Source organism: Streptomyces sp. NBC_00096 (genome assembly GCF_045041305.1).
Classification (GTDB): Bacteria; Actinomycetota; Actinomycetes; order Streptomycetales; family Streptomycetaceae; genus Streptomyces.
Genome location: NZ_CP108221.1, coordinates 80,971 through 99,162, shown reverse-complemented (window position 1 = coordinate 99,162; position 18,192 = coordinate 80,971). Strand labels below are relative to the sequence as shown.

The window sequence follows — 18,192 nt, the reverse complement described above, 5'->3', positions numbered from 1 at the left end:
GCACCGCCCCGCGATCGCACCGCCCCACCGTCGCCCATGCCGGCGGGGGCACCGCGGCCCACGGGCACCCCGAGACTTCAAAGGACCCCCCACCATGTCCGGATCCCGCATCACGTTCCTCGATGGCCAGGCCGGCCAGGGCGCAGCCCTCGCCCGGATCGCCGACCGCGTCCGCACCCAGCTCGCCTCCCCGGAGCTCGCCGGGCTGCGCGCCGCCGAGCGCCCCCTGTTCACCGGCATCGGTGCCTCGTACGCCGCCCTCGCCGTCCCCGTACAGCAGCTGCGCGAGGCCGGGATCGTCACCCAGCGCGTCCTGTCCAGCGAGATCGAGACCGGCACCGCCGGCTTCGACACCGACTGCCTGATCGCCGTCTCCCAGGGCGGCCGCAGCTCCGAGACCATCGCCGCCTTCGAGTGCGCCGCCCCCGGCATCACCAGGACCGCGCTGCTCAACGTCGTCCCCTCGCCGCTCGGCGACCTCGCCGACCTGACCGTGGACCTCGGCAACGAGCCCGACTCGTACGCCTCGACCATCGGCTACACCGGCACCGTCGTCGCCCTCGACCTGATCGCCGGCGCAGTCGCCGGCCGCGAGGGCGACCCGTGGGGCGAGATCGCGGAGCAGACCACCGCGGTCCACCAGCAGGCCACCGGGATCATCGCCGGTCTGCGGGAGCGCGGCGCCCGCTGCATCGCCTCCGACGGAGTGGCGGCCGGGGCCTCCCGGGCCTCCGCCGAGGAGGGCGCGCTGCTGCTGCGCGAGGTGGTGCGGATGACCGCGGCCGCCTCGGCGACCCGGAACTACCTGCACGGCGAGATGGAGTCGGCGGGCAACACCCTCCACCTCGTCTACGGCGACGGCCGCGAGATCGAGCTGGCCCGCTCGCTGGCGGGCGCCGGACACCTCACGCTGCTGATCACGGCGGCCGGGGTGGAGCCTGCGGACAGCCTGTCGGTGGTCCGCCTGCCCCAGGTCGCGGACGCGGTCCGGGTGGTCCTGGAGACGGTGGTCCTCCAGGAGCTGGTCGCCCAGCTCAGCGACGAGCGGAACGTCCCGATCGAGTCCTTCGTCTTCGCCAACGACGACACCAAGCAGGGCGGCCTCGACATGTCCGACTTCGAGGTCGCGGCCTTCACCCAGCCCGTCCAGGCCTGACGGCCCGCACGGGCCGACGGGCACGCGCCGACACGCGGCAGCGGCCCGAGGCGGCGGCCCGAGGCGGCGCCGGGACCCGCGGATCTTCCGGATCCGCGGGTCCCGGCGTTTCACGTGCCGGGCCCTGCCGCCCGTACCGGTGGGCGGACGCCGTCCGGCACGGTGAGATCATCGGCGCATGGATACGGAGCCCGGGATGGACGGCGTACTGCGGCAGCTGAGCTCCGTCGGACCGTTCTTCACGGTGGCCTGCGGGAAGGAAGCGCCGGGGCCCGGCTTCCGGCCGCTCGGCGAGCTGTACGGGGAGCGGCTGGAGCCCTACGTGGCCGAGGTCGGGCGGCGGATCGGGAGCGGGCCGGGCCGGGTGGCCGCCTCGACCGCGCAGTTCGGGATCGCCGGACGGCTCTGGTCGCTCGCGCTCGGCTGCGCCGTGCTGTCAGGGCGGGTGCCGGACCTCGGACCCGACCGCCTGCGCTGGCGGCTGCCCGGCGCGGGGTCGCTGGAGCTGTGGCTGCCCGGGCCCGCCGAACTGCCCGGTCCGACGCCCGCGCGGGCCCTGGCGGACACCGTGCTCGGCAACCTCGCGGTGCTCGACGCGGAGCTGCGCGAGCGGTTCGGCGTCTCCCCGCAGGTGCTGCGCGGCAACGCCGCCTCCGGTCTGGTCGGCGCCGTCCGGGTGCTCACCGACCGGGTGCCGGGGGAGACGGCCGCCGCCCTCGCCGCCGAACTGCTCGCCGACGGCGGTCCGCTCGGCGGGACGGGCACCTTCGTCCATGAACCCGGGCTCGGGGTGGCCTTCGTGCGCCGCAGCTGCTGCCTGTACTACAAGGTGCCGGGCGGTGGCCTCTGCGGGGACTGCGTGCTGCGGACCGGGCAGGGCCGTTCGAAGCAGTGAAGGGTGTGGCGGACGGCCCGGCGCCCGTGGGCGCTCCTACGTTCCCTGCCATGACGCACGATCAAGCCGGTACCCCGGCCCCCGCCCGTCCCGCTCGCCCGGCCCACCCCGCTCGCCCCGCCCGCCCCGCGCTCCCCGACGCGTCCGGGATCTCCCGCCGCGCCGCCCTGACCGGGCTGGCCGCCGGGACCGGGTCCCTCGCCGTCGGAGCGGCGACCGTGCCCGCCGCGGCCCTCCCGGCGCCCGCGCCGAAGGCCCTGCGGGCCACGGCGGCCGCGGCCCCGGAGCCCGCGCCCGGAGCCATGAAGCTCTTCGCGGACCCCGGCTTCAACTTCGCCGGCCTCTTCGCCCTGGGGGCCGCCGGCATGCGCGCCTCCGAGGTCGGCGAGGTCCTCACCGCCGTCAACGCGATCAACACCGCCGGGCTGTCCGAGCAGACCTTCACCGACACCTTCCGCGCCTGGGGAGACCGGCTCGCCGCGCCCCCGGCCGCCGGCCGGCACGGTGGCGGGTCCCCCTCGCAGACCCACAGGTTCCGCTCGCTGCGGGCCGCGCAGTACTACGCGCAGGCGCTCTTCTACGTCCTGGGCACCGACCGGCCGGGGGACGAGAAGGAGGTCTACCTCGCGGGGCGCCGCGCCTGGGACACCTTCACCCAGCTCTGCTCCCCGGCCGCCGTCCGCGCGAAGGTCCCGTACGGCAGGACCCGGCTGCCGGTGTGGTTCTTCCGTCCCGGCGGCCACGGCCCGGCCGAACCCCGCCCCACGGTGATCCTCACCAACGGCAGCGACGGCCAGAACGTCGACATGTGGACGTACGGGGTGTCCGCAGCCCTCGACCGGGGCTGGAACGCCCTGGTCTACGACGGCCCCGGCCAGGGGGAGCTCCTCTTCGTCCAGGAGCTGCCGTTCACGCCCCGCTGGGAGAAGGTGGTCGGCCCGCTGATCGACTGGCTGGACCGGCGCGAGGACGTGGACAGCTCGCGCATCGCGCTCACCGGCCTCAGCATGGGCGGCAACCTCGTGGCCCGCGCCGCCGCCTTCGAACCCCGCATCGCGGCCCTGGTCTGCCAGCCCGGCTGCGTCAGCCCGTGGCTCGGCTTCGACAAGGAGCTGCGCGACGTGGTCACCGCCGACAAGGCGGAGACCAACCGGGTGTGGAACGAGGAGGTGGTCCCCGAGCTCACCCCGCAGCTCGCGTACACGGTCAGGAAGCGGTTCGAGATCTTCTCGGAGGAGGCGCTGCGGGAGGCCCGCGCCGGGCGGGTCCTCACCGACCTGTGGACCCCGGCCCAGCTGGCCATCGGCCTCGACGTCACCACCGTCGTCCCGAAGATCAAGGCTCCGACCCTGGTCCTGGACTACGACTTCGAGCAGTTCTACCCCGGCCAGCCGAAGCAGATGTACGACCTGCTCCGGTCGCGGCGCGAGTACGTGAAACTGACGCAGGCCACCGGGGCGCAGTTGCACTGCTCCCCGATGGCCCCGCAACAGCACTGTGACCTCGTCTTCGACTGGCTGGCGGACGTCCTGCACCACTGATCCGGTGCGGGGACGTGCTGCCCGGCCGGTTAGAAGGTCAGGTTCCAGGCGTCGATCTTGCCGGTGTCCGCGTTGGCGTTGTCGTTCACGCGGAGAATCCAGACGCCGTTGGCGACCTCGGAGGAGGCGTTGACGGTGAAGGTCTGGACGATGTTGTCCGTGCCGCCGCCGGCCCGGTTGCTCAGGGTGTAGACCGAGCCGTCCGGAGCCACCAGGTCGACCTTGAGGTCACCGATGTAGGTGTGCTTGATGTCCACGCCCACCTTGAGGGTGGCCGGCGCGTTGCCGGTCACCCCGCTGACGGTGATCGGGCTGTCGACGGTCGCGTTGTCGTTGACCGCGTAGTCGGTGAGGTTCTCGAAGTACTTGCCGGTGGGCGGCGTGGTCGTGCCGCCGACCGCCTTCAGCGCGTCGACCTGGCCCTCGCCGAAGAATCCGTTGTTGGCCGTGGTCCCGGTGCAGCGGCTGTCCGACGGGCAGGCGGTGTCGTTGGCCTGGGTGGCCAGCGCGGTGCGGATCTGCGCCGGGGTGAAGGACGGGTTGGCGCTGGCGATGAGCGCCGCGACGCCGACGACGTGCGGGGTGGCCATCGAGGTGCCGCTCTTGGTGCTGTACCCGCCGCCCGGAGCGGTGGAGTACACGTTGCTGCCCGGCGCCGCGACGTCGATGACGCCCTGGCCGAAGTTGGAGAACGAGGCCTTGGTGACTCCGGTGCCGTTGGCCGCGACCGTGACCACGCCCGGGAGCTCGGTCGGGATGTCGAGGCAGGCGTTGGTGATGGTGCGGGTGGTCGGGGTGGAGTCGTTGGGGCTCGCGGTGTCCGTGGTCTTGTGGGCGAGGTCGTAGTTCTCGTTGCCCGCCGCGGCGACCTGGAGCGAGCCCTTGCTCTCCGCGTACTCCTGGGCGCGCTTGACGCCCTCGATGATGGCGGCCTGGTCGATGTTGTCCGGGCAGTTGTACTGCCAGGGGTCCGTGTAATAGCTGTTGTTGGTGACCTTGAACCCGTGGTCGCCGGACCAGACGAAGGCGCAGATGGTGTTCTCGGCGAAGAAGAAGGAGTTGCCGGGCTCGGCCACGCGGACCGAGGAGATCTTCACGCCCGGGGCCACGCCGACGACGCCCTTGCCGTTCTTGGCGGCGGCCACGGTGCCCGCCACGTGCGTGCCGTGGGTGTCCACGTCGCGCCAGGCGCCGACCCGGGTGTCCGGCTTGCCGTAGGCGCAGGAGGCGGAGTCGGCGGCATTGAAGTTCGGCGCCAGGTCCTGGTGCTGGTCGTCCACACCGGTGTCCAGGATGCCGACCTTGACGGAGGCCGAGCCGGTGGTCACGGCCCAGGCCTGGTCGGCCTTGATCTGGCTCATGTCGGCGCGTACGGGCTCGCCCGCCGGGGTCGTCGACTGCGCCGGGTTGGCGGGCAGCGCCGGGTTGTAGGCGTCGGCCGGGACGTCCGAGGTGCGCGTCGCGCCGACCTTCTGGACTCCGCTGACCCCGCGCATGGTGGCGGCGAAGGTCGAGGAGGTCGAGTGGGCGACGATCACGCCGATGGAGTCGAAGTACGAGAAGACCGTGCCGCCGTTGGCCGTGACGGCGGACCGGACCGCCGAGCTGTCACCGGCGGCGGTGATCACCAGGTAGGCGCGGGTGCCGGCAGCCCAGGTCGCACTCTGGGAAGACGGCGCCGCGGCCGGGGCCTTGGCGGGTGCGGAGGTGACCGGGGTCCCGGCCGGGGAAACGGGCGCGGTGCCGGCGAGCGCGGCCGGAGCACCGAAGGCCAGGGCGGCGAGGGCGGCCGCCAGCACGAGGGTACGTCGAGGTCGGCTGGATATGTGGGGTATCAATGCGTCCTCCGAAGACGGCCCCGCGGTGCGGATGGCACCTACAGGGCCGTACGAAACGAGTGGTGGACGCAAGATGTCAGAAGCACGCCCCGCTATGGAAGTACCTTTTACAGCAGGACAGTTCATGTGATCTTGGCTGGAAAATGACCCTGGCTCGAGGTGTCGGGACCGGCCGGACTGGGCACCGTGGGGGCGAGCCCTGGCCGGCCGGTCCGCGGGGCGTACGCGCTAGGCGGGTACGCCGTCCTTGGCGCCGCCGGACTGGACGGGTACGGCGGCGGTCCGTTCGGGCCCCTCATCGCTCAGGGTGGTCTCGTCGAACGGCAGTCGGCCCGCGAGGACTTCGGTGGCCCGGGCCCGGTCGAACTCCTTCGTCCAGGTCCCGATCAGCACGGTGGCGATTGCGTTCCCCGCGAAGTTCGTCAGCGCCCGCGCCTCGCTCATGAACCGGTCGATGCCCACGATCAGGCCGACGCCGTCGACCAGTTCAGGCCGGTGCGACTGGAGCCCGCCCGCCAGTGTGGCCAGGCCCGCGCCCGTCACCCCGGCCGCGCCCTTCGAGGCCACGATCATGAACAGCAGCAGCGAGATCTGCTCACCCAGGGCCAGGGGCTTGCCCATCGCCTCCGCGACGAAGAGCGAGGACATCGTCAGGTAGATCGCGGTCCCGTCCAGGTTGAAGGAGTAACCCGTGGGGACCGTGATGCCGACCACCGGCCGCGAGACCCCGACGTGCTCCATCTTGGCGATCAGCCGGGGCAGCGCCGACTCCGAGGAGGAGGTGGAGAGGATCAGCAGGAACTCCCGGCCCAGGTAGCGCAGCAGGGCGAAGACGCTGATCCCCGTGCACACCCGCAGCAGGGTGCCCAGGACCACGAACACGAAGAGCAGGCAGGTCGTGTAGAAGCCGATCATGATGACCGCCAGGGACTTCAGCGCGTCCATGCCGGTCGCCCCGACCACCGCCGCGATCGCGCCGAACGCGCCCACCGGAGCCGCCCACATGATCATCGCGAGCACCCGGAACACCAGCTTCTGCACGTGCCCGATCCCGCGCAGCACCGGCTCGCCCGCCGCGCCCATCGCCTGCAGCGCGAACCCGCACAGCAGCGCCACCAGCAGGGTCTGCAGCACCTCGCCCCCGGTGAAGGCCGACACCAGGGTGGTGGGGATGATCCCCAGCAGGAACTCCGGCGTGCTCTGCGCGCCGCCCGCCTTGGCCTGTGCCTCGCCCGCGTGCCGGGCCGCCTCGGTCAGGTGCAGCCCGCTGCCCGGCTCCAGCAGGTTGCCGACCAGCAGCCCGATGGCCAGTGCCACCGTCGACATCACCATGAAGTAGCCGAGTGCCAGCCCGCCCACCGCGCCGACCTTTGTGGCCTTGCGGACCGAGCCGATGCCCAGCACGATCGTGCAGAAGATGATCGGCGAGATCATCATCTTGATCAGGTTCACGAACCCGGTGCCCAGCGGCTTCAGTTCCACGGCCGTGCCGGGTGCGGCGAAACCGACGGCGATGCCGAGCAGCACCGCGCCGATCACGGCGATGTACAGATAATGCGTCTTGTCGCGCCTGGCGGCCACGATGCCTCCCGGTGATGCACCCACGTGCCTCCTGGTGGTGAAGGCGTCCCGGGAGACCATCGCCCACCGCTGTGACCCCGGTCACCCTTGCGTTCATTGAGTTCACGCTCCGGTGCACACTGAGCGCCATGTTCCGCTTCCCCCGGCCGCCGCGCAGCCTCGCCGGCCAGCTCTTCGTCATGCAGGTGGTGCTGGTCGCCGTGGTCGTCGCCGGCTGCGCCGTCTTCGCCTACGCCACCGCCCGCGGCCAGGCGGAGGAGGCCGCCCGGCGCCAGGCCGGAGCGGTGGCCCGCGCGGTCGCCGACTCGCCGTCCGTACGGGACGCGGTACGGGAGGCGGCGCGCGGGGCGGCGAGCGGTCCGGCCGCCGGGGCGCTACGCGGGGCGGCGAGCGGGGGCGATCCGTCCGGCGGCCCCTCCGCGGCCCTGCAGTCCTACGCGGAGCGGGTCAGGCTCGACGCGGGCGTGGACTTCGTGACGATCATGGCTCCGGACGGGCGGCGCTGGACCCACCCCGACCCGCTGCGCATAGGGGAGCCCTTCCTCGGCAACACCGCCCCCGCGCTGCGGGGCGAGACCTTCAGCGAGACCTACACCGGCACCCTCGGCCCCTCCCTCCGCGTGGTCACCCCGCTCGTGGACGGCGGCCGCGTCGTCGGCATGGTCGCCGCCGGCATCACCGTCCGCGCGGTCAGCGCCCGGCTCGCCGCGCAGCTCTCCGCACTCGCCTGGGTGGCCGGCGGGGCCCTCGCCCTCGGCGGGGCGGGCACGTACATCGTCAACGCCCGGCTGCGCCGCCACACGCACGGCATGAACGCGGGCGAGCTGAGCCGGATGTACGACTACCACCAGGCGGCCCTGCACGGGGTCCGCGAAGGACTGCTGATGCTCGACGGCCAGCGCAGGATCACCCTCGTCAACGACGCCGGCCGCGAACTCCTCGGGCTGCGCGGGGAGATCAGGGGAACCGGGGTCGCCGAGCTGGGCCTGCCCGCCCCGCTCACCGGGGCACTGCTCGCCGACCGGTCCCGTGTCGACGAGGTCCACCTGACCGCCGACCGGGTGCTCGTGCTCAACAGTTCGCCCGTGGCCGGCGGCGGCCGCCGGGGCACGGTGATCACCTTGCGCGACCGCACCGAACTGCTCTCCCTGGCCGGGGAACTGGACCAGGAGCGGGGATTCACCCGGGCGCTGCGCGCGCAGGCCCACGAGGCGGCCAACCGGCTGCACACCGTGGTGTCCCTCATCGAACTGGGCCGCAGCGAGGAGGCGGTGGAGTTCGCCACCGCCGAACTGTCCCTCGCCCAGGCCCTGACCGACGAGGTGATCGCCGCCGTCGGCGAGCCGGTGCTCGTCGCCCTGCTGCTCGGCAAGGCCGCGCAGGCCCACGAACGGGGCGTCGAACTGGTCGTGACCCCGGACAGCGGGGCCATCGACACCGGGCCCGGCGGCCTGCCCGCCCGGGACCTCGTCACCGTCCTCGGCAACCTCATCGACAATGCCGTCGACGCGCTCACCGGCATCCCCGGCGGCCGCGTCCAGGTCACCGTCCGCCCCGACGGCCCGGCCGGCCCCCACGGAAGCGGCCTGCTGCTCCGGGTGGCCGACAACGGCCCCGGACTCCCCGAGGGCGCGGACGTGTTCCGGCGCGGCTGGTCGGGCAAGGGTGAGGGGCGGGGCCTGGGCCTCGCGCTCGTGCGGCAGGTGGCCCAGCGGCACGGTGGCAGCGCGGACGCCGATCAACTGCCCGGGGGAGGCGCGCGGTTCACCGTACGGCTGCCCGCGCGCGGGGAGGCGGGCGCGTGAGCTCAGCCGAGGTGCGGGTCCTGGTGGTCGAGGACGATCCGGTGGCCGCCGACGCGCACGTGCTGTACGTCGGCCGCGTGCCCGGCTTCACCGCCGTGGCGGCCGTCCACTCCCTGGCGCAGGCCACCCGGGTCCTCGAGCGGACCCGGATCGACCTGCTGCTGCTCGACCTGACCCTGCCCGACGGCCACGGGCTGCGCTTCGCGCGCGGCCTGCGGGCCGCCGGGCATCCCGCCGATGTGATCGTGGTGACCTCGGCGCGGGACCTGGGGGTGGTCCGCGAGAGCGTCTCGCTCGGGGTCGTGCAGTACGTACTGAAGCCCTTCGCCTTCCCCACCCTGCGCGAACGGCTGCTGCGCTACGCCGAGTTCCGCGCGACGGCGGCGGGAGAGGCGGCCGGCCAGGACGACGTGGACCGGGCCATGGCGGCCCTGCGTCCACCCCGTCCGGCCGAACTCCCCAAGGGGATCGGCGCGCCGACCCTGGTCCGGGTCGCCGCACTGCTGCGGGCGGCCCCCGAGGGGCTGACCGCAGCAGCGACGGCCGGGGCGGCCGGGATCTCGCGGATCACCGCCCGCCGGTACCTGGAGCACCTGGTGGACACCGGCCGCGCGGACCGGACCCCCGGTACGGCCAGGTCGGCCGCCCAGAACTGCACTACCGCTGGCTGGCCGAGGCTCAGGCCGCGGCCGGCTCGGTGTCGAAGGTGTAGAACTTCCGGTGGTCCAGCATGTCCGCCGGCGTCACGTTGTTCCACGGCCGCATGGTGTCGCGCAGGTCCACGACGTTCGCGGTGCCGGCGGCGGGCAGGTAGGGCGACTGCGGGTGCAGCGCCTGCCAGTCCGCCCACAGCTTGTCGACGAAGGCGTGGTGCAGCCAGAACACGGGGTCGTTGGGCGAGGCCCCGGTGGCCATCTGGCCGCCCACCCAGACGTGGATCCGGTTGTGCAGGTTGACCCCGCGCCAGCCCTCCAGGTTGTTGCGGAAGCCGTTGGAGGAGCTGTTCCAGGGCGCCGCGTCGTACACCTGCATCGCGAGGACCGAGTCCACCTCGGCCCGCGTGGGCAGCTGGGCCACGCCGGCGCCGATGTCACGGCGCAGGTAGTTGCGCCCGTCGACCCGTACGGTTATCTCCCACTTGCCCGCCGAGTACGCGAACGGCCCGTCGATGACCTGGCCGTCGCGGGACCGTCCCGTGCCTCCGAGGAAGTCCGCGCCCCAGAGGGAGGAGCGGGGCGTCCGGTCCGTCGTCCAGTCCCAGTACGGCAGGGTCACCTTCGGATCCACCGACTGCAGCGCCGCTTCGAACTCCAGCAGAAACCGGCGGTGCCAGGGAAGGAAGGAGGGGGAGCGGTGGCCGACCCGGTCGCCCGTGTCGGTGTCGTTCGTGATGAAGCCGTTGTGGGTGGTGACGAAGCGGTCGTAGCGGCCGGTGCGCTTGAGTTCGAGGATCGCCGCGACGAAGGCGCGCTTCTCCTCGGCGGTGAGCTTGGCCTGGTTCTTGCGAACGGCCATCACATGCCTGCCATCGGGACGAGGTCGGCACCCTGGAGCTCGCGCACGGCGGCACGGGCGAGCGGAAGCGGATCGGCGAAGGTCTCGTAGTGGTTGACGACACTGATCCAGGTGCCGTCGGCGTTCTGCATGACGTGCAGTGCGCGGCCGTCGATGAGGACGGTCGGCATGCCGGTCATGTCGTGTCCGGCGTGGTGGCCGGTGTGGTGGTCCATGCCCGTGGCGGCGGGGGTTATGCGTATGTGACGGCCCTGGTAGACCTCGTCGATGGTGCCCGCAGGGGTGGCGGGTTCGGCGGGGCGGGATCCGGTGACGGCCGCGTGCGCGGTGGCGCCGGCGAGGCCGAGAGCGGCGAGTGCGCCGACAGTGCTGCCTAGAGCTTGACGGCGGGTGATCTTCTTCATGGCCCGAGAGGTATCAGGGCGCGAGGGGCAGGGGACCTGTATCCGGACATCAAAGGATAAGTTGCCCATCGAACTATTTGGATGATCTTCCCGTCCGGACCGGCTCCGGTGGCCCGAACGGGAAGACCTGCCCGAAAAAGATTAACTGACAAGAAATACTGCGGTCATGCGGGGAAGGTATGGAGGGGATCACACCGCCGAGTCGGCTGGAAGCCGCAGCCGGAATCATGACCTCCGAGGCCCGGTCCGGCGCTCGGCACACCCCCGCGCGCGCGACCGCGATGGACCGCCCCGCGTCGAGGCGGGCCCGTTCTCACGGCCCCGCCCGAACCGTCCCCGAAGGATCCTGAAACCGACTTCTCGACGATCCGTCACCTATAGTCCCGATATGGCTCTCCACGAGACGAAGGACGCACGCTCCCGCGACGCCGACACGGACGTGTTCGCGTCCGCCCTCAGCGGCGAGGTCCTGCCCAAGTACCGGATGCCCGAGGACCACTCGTCCTCCGAGGTGGTCTACGAGCTCCTCCACAACGAGCTGCTCCTCGACGGCAACGCCGCCCAGAACCTGGCCACCTTCTGCACCACCTGGTCGGACGACGGGGTCCACCGGCTGATGAACGAGTGCCTCGACAAGAACATGATCGACAAGGACGAGTACCCGCAGACGGCGGAGATCGAGTCCCGCTGCGTGAACATCCTGGCCGACCTGTGGAACGCCCCCGCCGGCAGCACCGGCACCGGCTGCTCCACCACCGGATCCAGCGAGGCCGCCATGCTCGGCGGCCTCGCCCTCAAGTGGCGCTGGCGCGAACGCCGCCGCGCCGCCGGACTCCCCACCGACAGGCCGAACCTGGTGTGCGGGCCGGTCCAGATCTGCTGGGAGAAGTTCGCCCGCTACTTCGACGTCGAGCTCCGCCAGGTCCCGCTGGCGCCGGGCGCCAACGGACTGCTCCCCGAACAGCTCGCCGCGCACGTCGACGAGAACACCATCGGTGTCGTCGCCATCCTCGGCGTCACCTACACCTGCGTCTACGAGCCGGTGGCCGAGATCGCCGCCGAGCTCGACCGGATCCAGGCCGAACACGGCTGGGACGTGCCCATCCACGTCGACGCCGCGAGCGGCGGCTTCGTGGCGCCCTTCCTCCACCCCGAGGTGGTCTGGGACTTCCGGCTGCCGCGCGTGGCCTCCGTCAACACCTCCGGGCACAAGTACGGCCTCGCCCCGCTCGGCGTCGGCTGGATCGTCTGGCGCACCGCGGACCTGCTCCCCGCCGACCTCGTCTTCTCCGTGGACTACCTCGGCGGGGACATGCCCACCTTCGCCCTCAACTTCTCCCGCCCCGGCGGCGAGATCATCGCCCAGTACTACCTGTTCCTGCGGCTGGGCCGGGGCGGCTACCGCCGGGTCCAGCAGGCCTGCGCCGACACCGCCCAGTACCTGGCCGGCGAGATCGGGAAGATGGGCCCCTTCACCCTCCTGTACGACGGGCGGGGAGCACTGCCCGCCGTCTCCTACCGGCTCACCGACCCGGAGGGCGCCGGGTTCAGCCTGTACGACCTCTCCGACAGGCTGCGCATGCGCGGCTGGCAGGTTCCCTCGTACCCGCTGCCGGCCGACCGCGGGGACACGGTCATCCAGCGCGTCCTGGTCCGGCACGGGGTGACTCGGGACCAGATCGCGCTGCTCGTCGCCGATCTGCGCCGGTCCGTGGAGCACCTGGCCGCGCATCCGCAGCCCGTCACCGACGCCGCGCCCCGGTCCGGCTTCCACCACTGACGCGGGGCGCCGGGGCGCGGGGCCGCCGGGGCGCGGGGCCGCCGGGCGGGGGTACGCGGGGCCGGGTGCGCGGGGCCGCCGGGACGCACGCCTCCCGGCGGCCCTCCCGGCGCGGCACGGTCAGGAGGCCGGCCAGCGCATCCCCAGTTCCGTCAGCGCGGCCGTCCGCTCCGGGGTGAGGGACGCGGCGCGGGAGCGCTGGTTGGCGATCCAGGCGCCGAGCCGCACCTCCCGGTCACCGACCCGCTCCACGTGCGTACGGGGCACCCGCAGGTGCCGCTCGCGGCCGTGGAACTGCCGGGCCGCCTCCAGGTGCGTCGCCCACGCGGCCGCGTGACCCACCCGGGGCTTCGGCCGGTCCGCCTCCCCGGGCGGGGTCACCCCGAGGGCGTGCTCCAGCAGCCAGCGCTGTGCCCAGGCGAGCCGCTCCCAGCCGGTGCGCTGGCCCCGCACCCACACGCCGAGGTCCTCGCCCTGGACGACGGCCTCCCCGGGGCGGGCCGGGAGCCGGCCGCCCGCGTCCAGGTGGACCCGCGTGAGGTGGAAGGCCCGCTGCCAGGAGATCTCCCAGTCCGGACACCAGGACGCGTCGACGGCCTCCAGGGCCTCCCGCCGCTCCTCCGACAGGGCGCCCGGGCCCTCCCGGCGGGCCGCCGCGCGCTGGTTCTTGACCCACACCCCGACCGGGGCGCCCCGCCAGGTGGCCTCCACCGGCGGCAGCAGGTGCCCGTGCTCGGCCGCCCAGCCGCTCGCCGCCGCCAGCCCCTCCTCGAAGGCCACGTCGAAGTGGCTCCACACCATGCCCAGTTCGTCGAGCTGGGCCACCCGCTCCCGGCCCAGCGCGCCACGGCGGTACGTGCGCCGCACGTCCGCGATCCACTGGCCGAGCGGGAACCGGGCCAGCCCGGCCGGCCACTCCTGCCCGGCCCCCTCCGTCCCGGTGGCGGGCCCACCCGTCCCGGTGGCGACCCCGGCGTCGCCGGGACGGACGGCGTGCGCGGCCTGGCCGGCCAGGACGGCCCGCCCGGCTTCCCCGGCCCGCCCCGTTTCCCCGGGCGCCGCATCCCCGGCGTCCGGGCCCTCGGGCACCTTGAACGCGAAGGGCACCTTCAGGTCCCCGACGGCCCTGGCGTAGACCCGTGCCGCCTCCACCCCGCGCCGCCAGTGCTCGTGCTCCGGGTGCAGGACCCGGAGCCGGATGAAGGCCGCCAGGAGCGCCGGGTCGCGCGGCGTGGAGAAGCTGAGCAGGGACTGCGCGCCGTCGCGCAGCCCGGGGCCGCTCACGCTCTCCGTTCCGGCGGAGCCCCGCGCGCCGCGCCGGCTCGGTGCCTGAGGCTGCGCCAGGGACTCGACGAGCCGGGTGTCGTGGGCCCGCAGCGCCTCCAGGAGCCGCGCGAGGTCCCCGTACGCCCGTGAGGTCAGCATCGTCTCGGGGGACTCGCCCGGTCCCAGCAGCACCGGGACCACCAGGGAGGCGACCTTGCCCTCGCCGGGCCGGATGCGCAGCGCCCGGCCGACGGCCTGGACCAGGTCGGGCATGGAACCCCGTACGTCGGCCCAGAAGACCGAGTCGCACTCCTTGGTGTCCACGCCCTCGCCCAGCACCCGGACGCTGCCGAGGAAGGCCTTGTCGGCGACCCGGTCGTCCGCGAAGGCGCTCAGCACCCGCCGCCGGTGCGCCGCGGTGTGCTGGCCGCACAGCCAGTCCGCCCAGACGGTGCGCGGGTACACCGGCCGGGGGGCCCAGCTCGTGGCGCGCAGCCGGGCGGCCACCGCGGGCAGCCCGGCCGCGAAGGCCTCGGCCTCCTTGGTCAGGTGGTGGAAGACGAGCGTGCGCCGGAACCCCTGCCGCACGGCCGCCGTCACCAGCGCCGTCTGCAGCGCGGCGAGCCGCACTCCGCGCACCGCGTCGGAGCGTCCCTCCGGCCCGAGCAGCACGGCCGCCTGGAACTCGGGATCGCTGACGTCCACGCAGACCACCCGGTACGGAGCGCAGATGCCCCGGTCGATGGCCTCGGAGAGGGTCAGGGTGTAGCAGCGGGCGCCGAACGGTCCGTCCGCGTCGTCCTCCATGGAGGCCACGAGGTCGCCCCGGCCGCGCGCCTCCCGCTGACGGTCGGCGCCTTCGGAGCCGCCGGCGTCGTCGGAGTACGCGGTGCCTTCCGCACCCTCGGTGCCTTCCGCACCCTCCGCGCCTTCTGTGCCCTCCGCGTATTCGCCGTCCTGCCAGACCCGGGGCGTGGCCGTCATGTACAGCCGGCGGACCGAGGGGATCCGGGTGTTGTCGTGCACCACCGCCCAGGGCTTGCCGATCCGCCCGGAGGTCCGGTGCGCCTCGTCGACCACGATCAGGTCCCAGCCGGGCAGCCCCTCCCGGTGCGCGCGTTCGATGGTGCCGAGACCGAGCGAGGCGTACGTGGCGTACACCGTCACCCGGTCGACGGGCGGGCCCGCCCAGCCGGCCAGCTCGGCCGGGTCCGTGGTGGTGGGCACCCCCGCGTCCTCGCCGCGCAGCGAGCACACGGCGAAGGCGCGGCCGGTCCGGCCGCCCTCGCGCCAGGCCGCCGCGGTCTGCACGAGGAGGTCGAGCGAGGGCACCAGCACCAGGACCCGCCCGGCCCGCAGCTCGTCGGCCGTGTGCACGGCCACCAGCGACTTGCCGGATCCGGTCGCCATGATGACCTGTGTACGGAGCCCCGCCCGCGGCACCCGGCGCCCGGCGGGCAGCTCGAGCGCCCGCACCGCGGCGTCGACGGCCTCACGCTGGTGCGGACGGAGTTTCTGCCTGACCATGCGGACCACCTCCCCCGTGAACTGCCCGTTCGCTTCCAGCCCCTATCTTGCCCCGGTTTTGAATCACGGTGGGAAGATCGGCGGAGCGGGTTCGGGCGATTCGTGGCGGTCCGCGGCGGGCCCGGCGGGGAGGGCTACATCCGCGCCCCGAAGTTCTGCGTCCACCAGGGGCCGCCGGGGCCCTGGTGGACGCCCACGCCGATGTCCTTGAAGGAGCAGTTGAGGATGTTCTCGCGGTGTCCCTGGCTCTTCATCCAGGTGTCCATGACCTGCGCGGGGGTCTGCTGCCCCTTCGCGATGTTCTCCCCGTACGTGGACCAGCGGTACCCGGCGGCGGTCGTCCGCTTGCCCGGGTCCGCGCCGTCCGGGTCGGTGTGCGAGAAGTAGTCCCGCCGCGCCATGTCGTCGGAGTGTCCCTGAGCGGCCGTACGCAGCTGCGCGTCCTCCTTGAGCGGCCCGCAGCCGGCCGCCGCGCGCTCGGAGTTGACCAGCGCTATCACCTGCGCGGCGGCCCCGCCGCCCTGCGGGGCGGGAGCGGGGCTCTTCGGCGGGGTCGACTTCGGGCTCGGCTGCGCGGAGGCCGGGGGCGTCGGAGCGGCACTCGGGCTCGCGCTCGGGCTGCCGCTCGGGGAGGCGGACACCGAGGGGCTCGGGGTGGGCGAGGGCGACTCCGGGGGCAGCGCGCGCCCCGACCCGGGCGCCGCCAGCGCGGCCGCCGGCGCCTCGGGGGAGACGGCGCCGGGCCGGGTGACGAGGTAGGTCAGCCCGCCTCCCGCGACACAGGCGGCGAGCACCGCACCGCCGATCACCCGGCGCCGGCCCCGGGTGCGGCGGAGCCTGCGCAGGGAGGCGCGGCTGGCGCCGGCATCTCCCGCCGGGGCGAGCTGCGTGGCGGTGTCGTGGGCATCGAGCCCGTCGCCGCCGGGGCCGAAGCCCGCGTCGCCGGCGGGGCCGAGGTCAGCGGCGGGACCGGAGCCCGCGTCGCCGCCGGGGCCGAAGCCCGTGGCGGGACCGGAGCCCAGGCCCGCGGTGGGGTCGGCGGCCGGGCCCGCGTCGAACGCCGCAGCGGCGGTGGTCATGCCCGGGGAGGCGAAGCCGCCCGCCAGGGCCGACCGTACGCCCGCGAGCAGTGCCACCGAGACCGGTACCAGCGCCAGCCCGGCCAGCAGTCCCTCGGCGGGGAGCAGACCGCTCCACAGCCCGGAGCACCGCAGGCACTCGCGGGCGTGCCGGGCTATTCGCTTGCGCCACAGCGCGGAGGGCAGGCCGTCCCAGCCCGCCGCCACCGCCCGCAGGTCCTCGCACGGGGGCTGGACGGCCAGCGCCCGCTCCACCACCCGGGCCGCTTCCAGCTGCGCCTTCATCCGCTGCACCCGTACCGCGGTGTGCTGCGGGGACAGCTCCAGCGCCTGCGCCAGCTCCGGACGCGTCAGCTCCCCGGCGCACTCCAGCCACCACAGGGACAGCAGCGCCCGGTCGTCGGGCTCCAGCCAGCGCGTGGCCCGGGCCGTCTCGCGCCGCTGGCCCTCCAGCTGGAGCCGCACCACGGTCAGGTCCACGAAGTCGGCGCCCGGATCGGCCAGTTCCCAGGCAGCCTCCAGGCCGCTCTCACCGGGGGCGCTGCGGCGGTCCTGCCAGTGGGCGCGTACGCGGTTCATGGCGATGGCGACCAGCCAGGACCGGAAGCTGTGGTCGTCGCGCAGGCCGCCCAGCCCGTCGAGCGCCCGCAGCATCGTGTCCTGGACCACGTCGTCCACGTCGACGGACCCGTTCAGGGCCCGGCCGACGATGTTGTAGACCAGGGGCAGATACGCGCTGACCAGGTCGTCCTGTGCGCGGGCATCGCCCGCGCGGGCCGCTGCGACCAGCGCTGCCGTGTGCTGAGTGCTCATGTGAAATTCCCTGTCCCTACCGGCGGCCGATGATGCCCAATACCTGGGAGACCGTCGAGGGGGACTCCGATAACACTTATCCGCCGATTGAATCAGGGGAAGTGGAATCCGGTGCCACCGGGCCCCGGGCGGGGGCGGGAGCCGCGGCCGGAGCGAGGCGGGCGGCCAGGGCGTCGAGGTCGGGCAGGAACCAGATGTGGCGGCCCCCGTTCGATTCCCGTACCAGGTCGGCGAGTGCCGACCCGGCCCGCAGGCGGTCCGTGAGGTCCCCCAGGACCGCGAGCCTGACCCGGTAGTTCACGAACTTCTGCATGACCGCCCCGGCGAGACCGGTGCTGAGGTCGAAGAAGCTCTCGTCCAGCCGCTCCGCCGGGACGGCGACCACATCGGTCCGGTGGAAGGCCGCGCCGATCAGCTGGTCGAGCGCGTCCTGGGCGCTGGCGACGGGCGGGCCGTCGGCGGAGCAGAGCAGGACGGGTACGCCGTGGCGCTCCACGATGAGGTCAGCCACGGCGCACCGTCCCCATGCCGTTGTCCGGGCCGAGCACGCCGTCGACCAGTTGCAGCAGGTCGGCGGTGGTGGCGGCGTCGCCGAGGATCACGATCTTCATGCGGGCCCGCTCCTTGTCGTAGACGGTCTGGACGCGCAGGGCGGCCGGGGATTCCCGCGGGGACTGGGCGGTCGCCGTGACGAGGTTCGCGAGCCGGCTCGCGGCGTCGGGGCCGATCGCGTCGATCTGCACGATGCTCGACACCTCCAGGTGTGGCCCCCGCCCCTCGCCGCCAGCGGAGGCCTCCGCGGCGGCCGGTGCGGGGAGGCTGGTCAGGGCCTCGAGGTCCTCGCGGCTGATCCGGTACTGCTTGCCGATCCGGACTGCCTTCAGCCGGCCCTCGCGGACGTAGTTCCGGACGGTGCGGACGTGCAGTCCGAGCAGTTCGGCGACCTCGCCGACGGTGTAGAGCTCGCGTCCTTCGTTACTCATAGATCCGGA

13 protein-coding genes and 1 pseudogene are annotated in these 18,192 nt (G+C 73.6%); 6 read left to right on the top strand and 8 right to left on the bottom strand.

Going from position 1 to position 18,192, the window contains the following annotated elements:
• The first annotated feature begins 94 nt into the window (after positions 1-94).
• The 3 genes from OG904_RS00445 to OG904_RS00435 all read left to right on the top strand — a co-directional run bounded on the left by OG904_RS00445 (position 95) and on the right by OG904_RS00435 (position 3,592).
• Positions 95-1,156 (top strand): SIS domain-containing protein, encoded by a 1,062-nt coding sequence (locus tag OG904_RS00445; RefSeq protein ID WP_405486135.1) that lies wholly within the window; start codon positions 95-97, stop codon positions 1,154-1,156.
• Between the two features lie 178 nt (positions 1,157-1,334).
• Positions 1,335-2,051 (top strand): (2Fe-2S)-binding protein, encoded by a 717-nt coding sequence (locus OG904_RS00440; RefSeq protein ID WP_405486133.1) that lies wholly within the window; start codon positions 1,335-1,337, stop codon positions 2,049-2,051.
• Positions 2,052-2,101: 50 nt separating this feature from the next.
• On the top strand, positions 2,102-3,592 hold the full coding sequence (locus OG904_RS00435) for an alpha/beta hydrolase family protein (protein ID WP_405486131.1): 1,491 nt from the start codon (positions 2,102-2,104) through the stop codon (positions 3,590-3,592).
• A gap of 29 nt (positions 3,593-3,621) precedes the next feature.
• Here the strand turns inward: OG904_RS00435 and OG904_RS00430 are convergent, their stop codons facing one another.
• Together OG904_RS00430 and OG904_RS00425 are read right to left on the bottom strand one after the other, a co-directional pair.
• The gene (locus OG904_RS00430; protein ID WP_405486052.1) at positions 3,622-5,391 is read right to left on the bottom strand and encodes a S8 family peptidase; all 1,770 of its coding nucleotides are present in this window, start codon (positions 5,389-5,391) and stop codon (positions 3,622-3,624) included.
• Between the two features lie 267 nt (positions 5,392-5,658).
• A complete protein-coding gene (locus OG904_RS00425; RefSeq protein WP_405486054.1) occupies positions 5,659-7,071 on the bottom strand; it encodes a cation:dicarboxylate symporter family transporter in 1,413 nt (470 codons plus the stop codon).
• A 68-nt stretch (positions 7,072-7,139) separates the two neighbouring features.
• Here OG904_RS00425 and OG904_RS00420 point away from each other — a divergent pair, with 68 nt between their 5' ends.
• Both OG904_RS00420 and OG904_RS00415 read left to right on the top strand, forming a co-directional pair.
• On the top strand, positions 7,140-8,816 hold the full coding sequence (locus OG904_RS00420) for an ATP-binding protein (protein ID WP_405486056.1): 1,677 nt from the start codon (positions 7,140-7,142) through the stop codon (positions 8,814-8,816).
• Positions 8,813-9,528 (top strand): annotated as a pseudogene (locus OG904_RS00415) (response regulator). Before OG904_RS00420 ends, OG904_RS00415 begins: the two are co-directional and overlap by 4 nt.
• Here OG904_RS00415 and OG904_RS00410 read toward each other — a convergent pair.
• Both OG904_RS00410 and OG904_RS00405 read right to left on the bottom strand, forming a co-directional pair.
• Positions 9,495-10,331 (bottom strand): tyrosinase family protein, encoded by an 837-nt coding sequence (locus OG904_RS00410; protein ID WP_405486060.1) that lies wholly within the window; start codon positions 10,329-10,331, stop codon positions 9,495-9,497. The pseudogene OG904_RS00415 and the gene OG904_RS00410 overlap by 34 nt on opposite strands.
• Positions 10,331-10,735 carry a tyrosinase cofactor gene (locus OG904_RS00405; RefSeq protein WP_405486062.1) on the bottom strand — a complete coding sequence of 135 codons (405 nt, stop codon included), beginning with the start codon at positions 10,733-10,735 and terminating at the stop codon, positions 10,331-10,333. Before OG904_RS00405 ends, OG904_RS00410 begins: the two co-directional genes overlap by 1 nt.
• 388 nt (positions 10,736-11,123) lie before the next feature.
• Between OG904_RS00405 and OG904_RS00400 the strand changes: the two genes are divergently transcribed.
• The gene (locus OG904_RS00400; RefSeq protein ID WP_405486064.1) at positions 11,124-12,515 is read left to right on the top strand and encodes a glutamate decarboxylase; all 1,392 of its coding nucleotides are present in this window, start codon (positions 11,124-11,126) and stop codon (positions 12,513-12,515) included.
• 120 nt (positions 12,516-12,635) lie between these two features.
• Here the strand turns inward: OG904_RS00400 and OG904_RS00395 are convergent, their stop codons facing one another.
• The 4 genes from OG904_RS00395 to OG904_RS00380 all read right to left on the bottom strand — a co-directional run bounded on the left by OG904_RS00395 (position 12,636) and on the right by OG904_RS00380 (position 18,183).
• Complete coding sequence (locus OG904_RS00395; protein ID WP_405486066.1) at positions 12,636-15,308, bottom strand: Helicase associated domain protein; 2,673 nt, start codon at positions 15,306-15,308, stop codon at positions 12,636-12,638.
• Between the two features lie 134 nt (positions 15,309-15,442).
• Positions 15,443-17,200 (bottom strand): sigma-70 family RNA polymerase sigma factor, encoded by a 1,758-nt coding sequence (locus OG904_RS00390; protein ID WP_405486068.1) that lies wholly within the window; start codon positions 17,198-17,200, stop codon positions 15,443-15,445.
• A 76-nt stretch (positions 17,201-17,276) separates the two neighbouring features.
• Positions 17,277-17,711, bottom strand: coding sequence for a DUF4180 domain-containing protein (locus tag OG904_RS00385; RefSeq protein WP_405486070.1), 435 nt, complete (start codon positions 17,709-17,711; stop codon positions 17,277-17,279).
• The gene (locus tag OG904_RS00380; protein ID WP_405486072.1) at positions 17,704-18,183 is read right to left on the bottom strand and encodes a helix-turn-helix domain-containing protein; all 480 of its coding nucleotides are present in this window, start codon (positions 18,181-18,183) and stop codon (positions 17,704-17,706) included. Before OG904_RS00380 ends, OG904_RS00385 begins: the two co-directional genes overlap by 8 nt.
• Between the last annotated feature and the right edge of the window lie 9 nt (positions 18,184-18,192).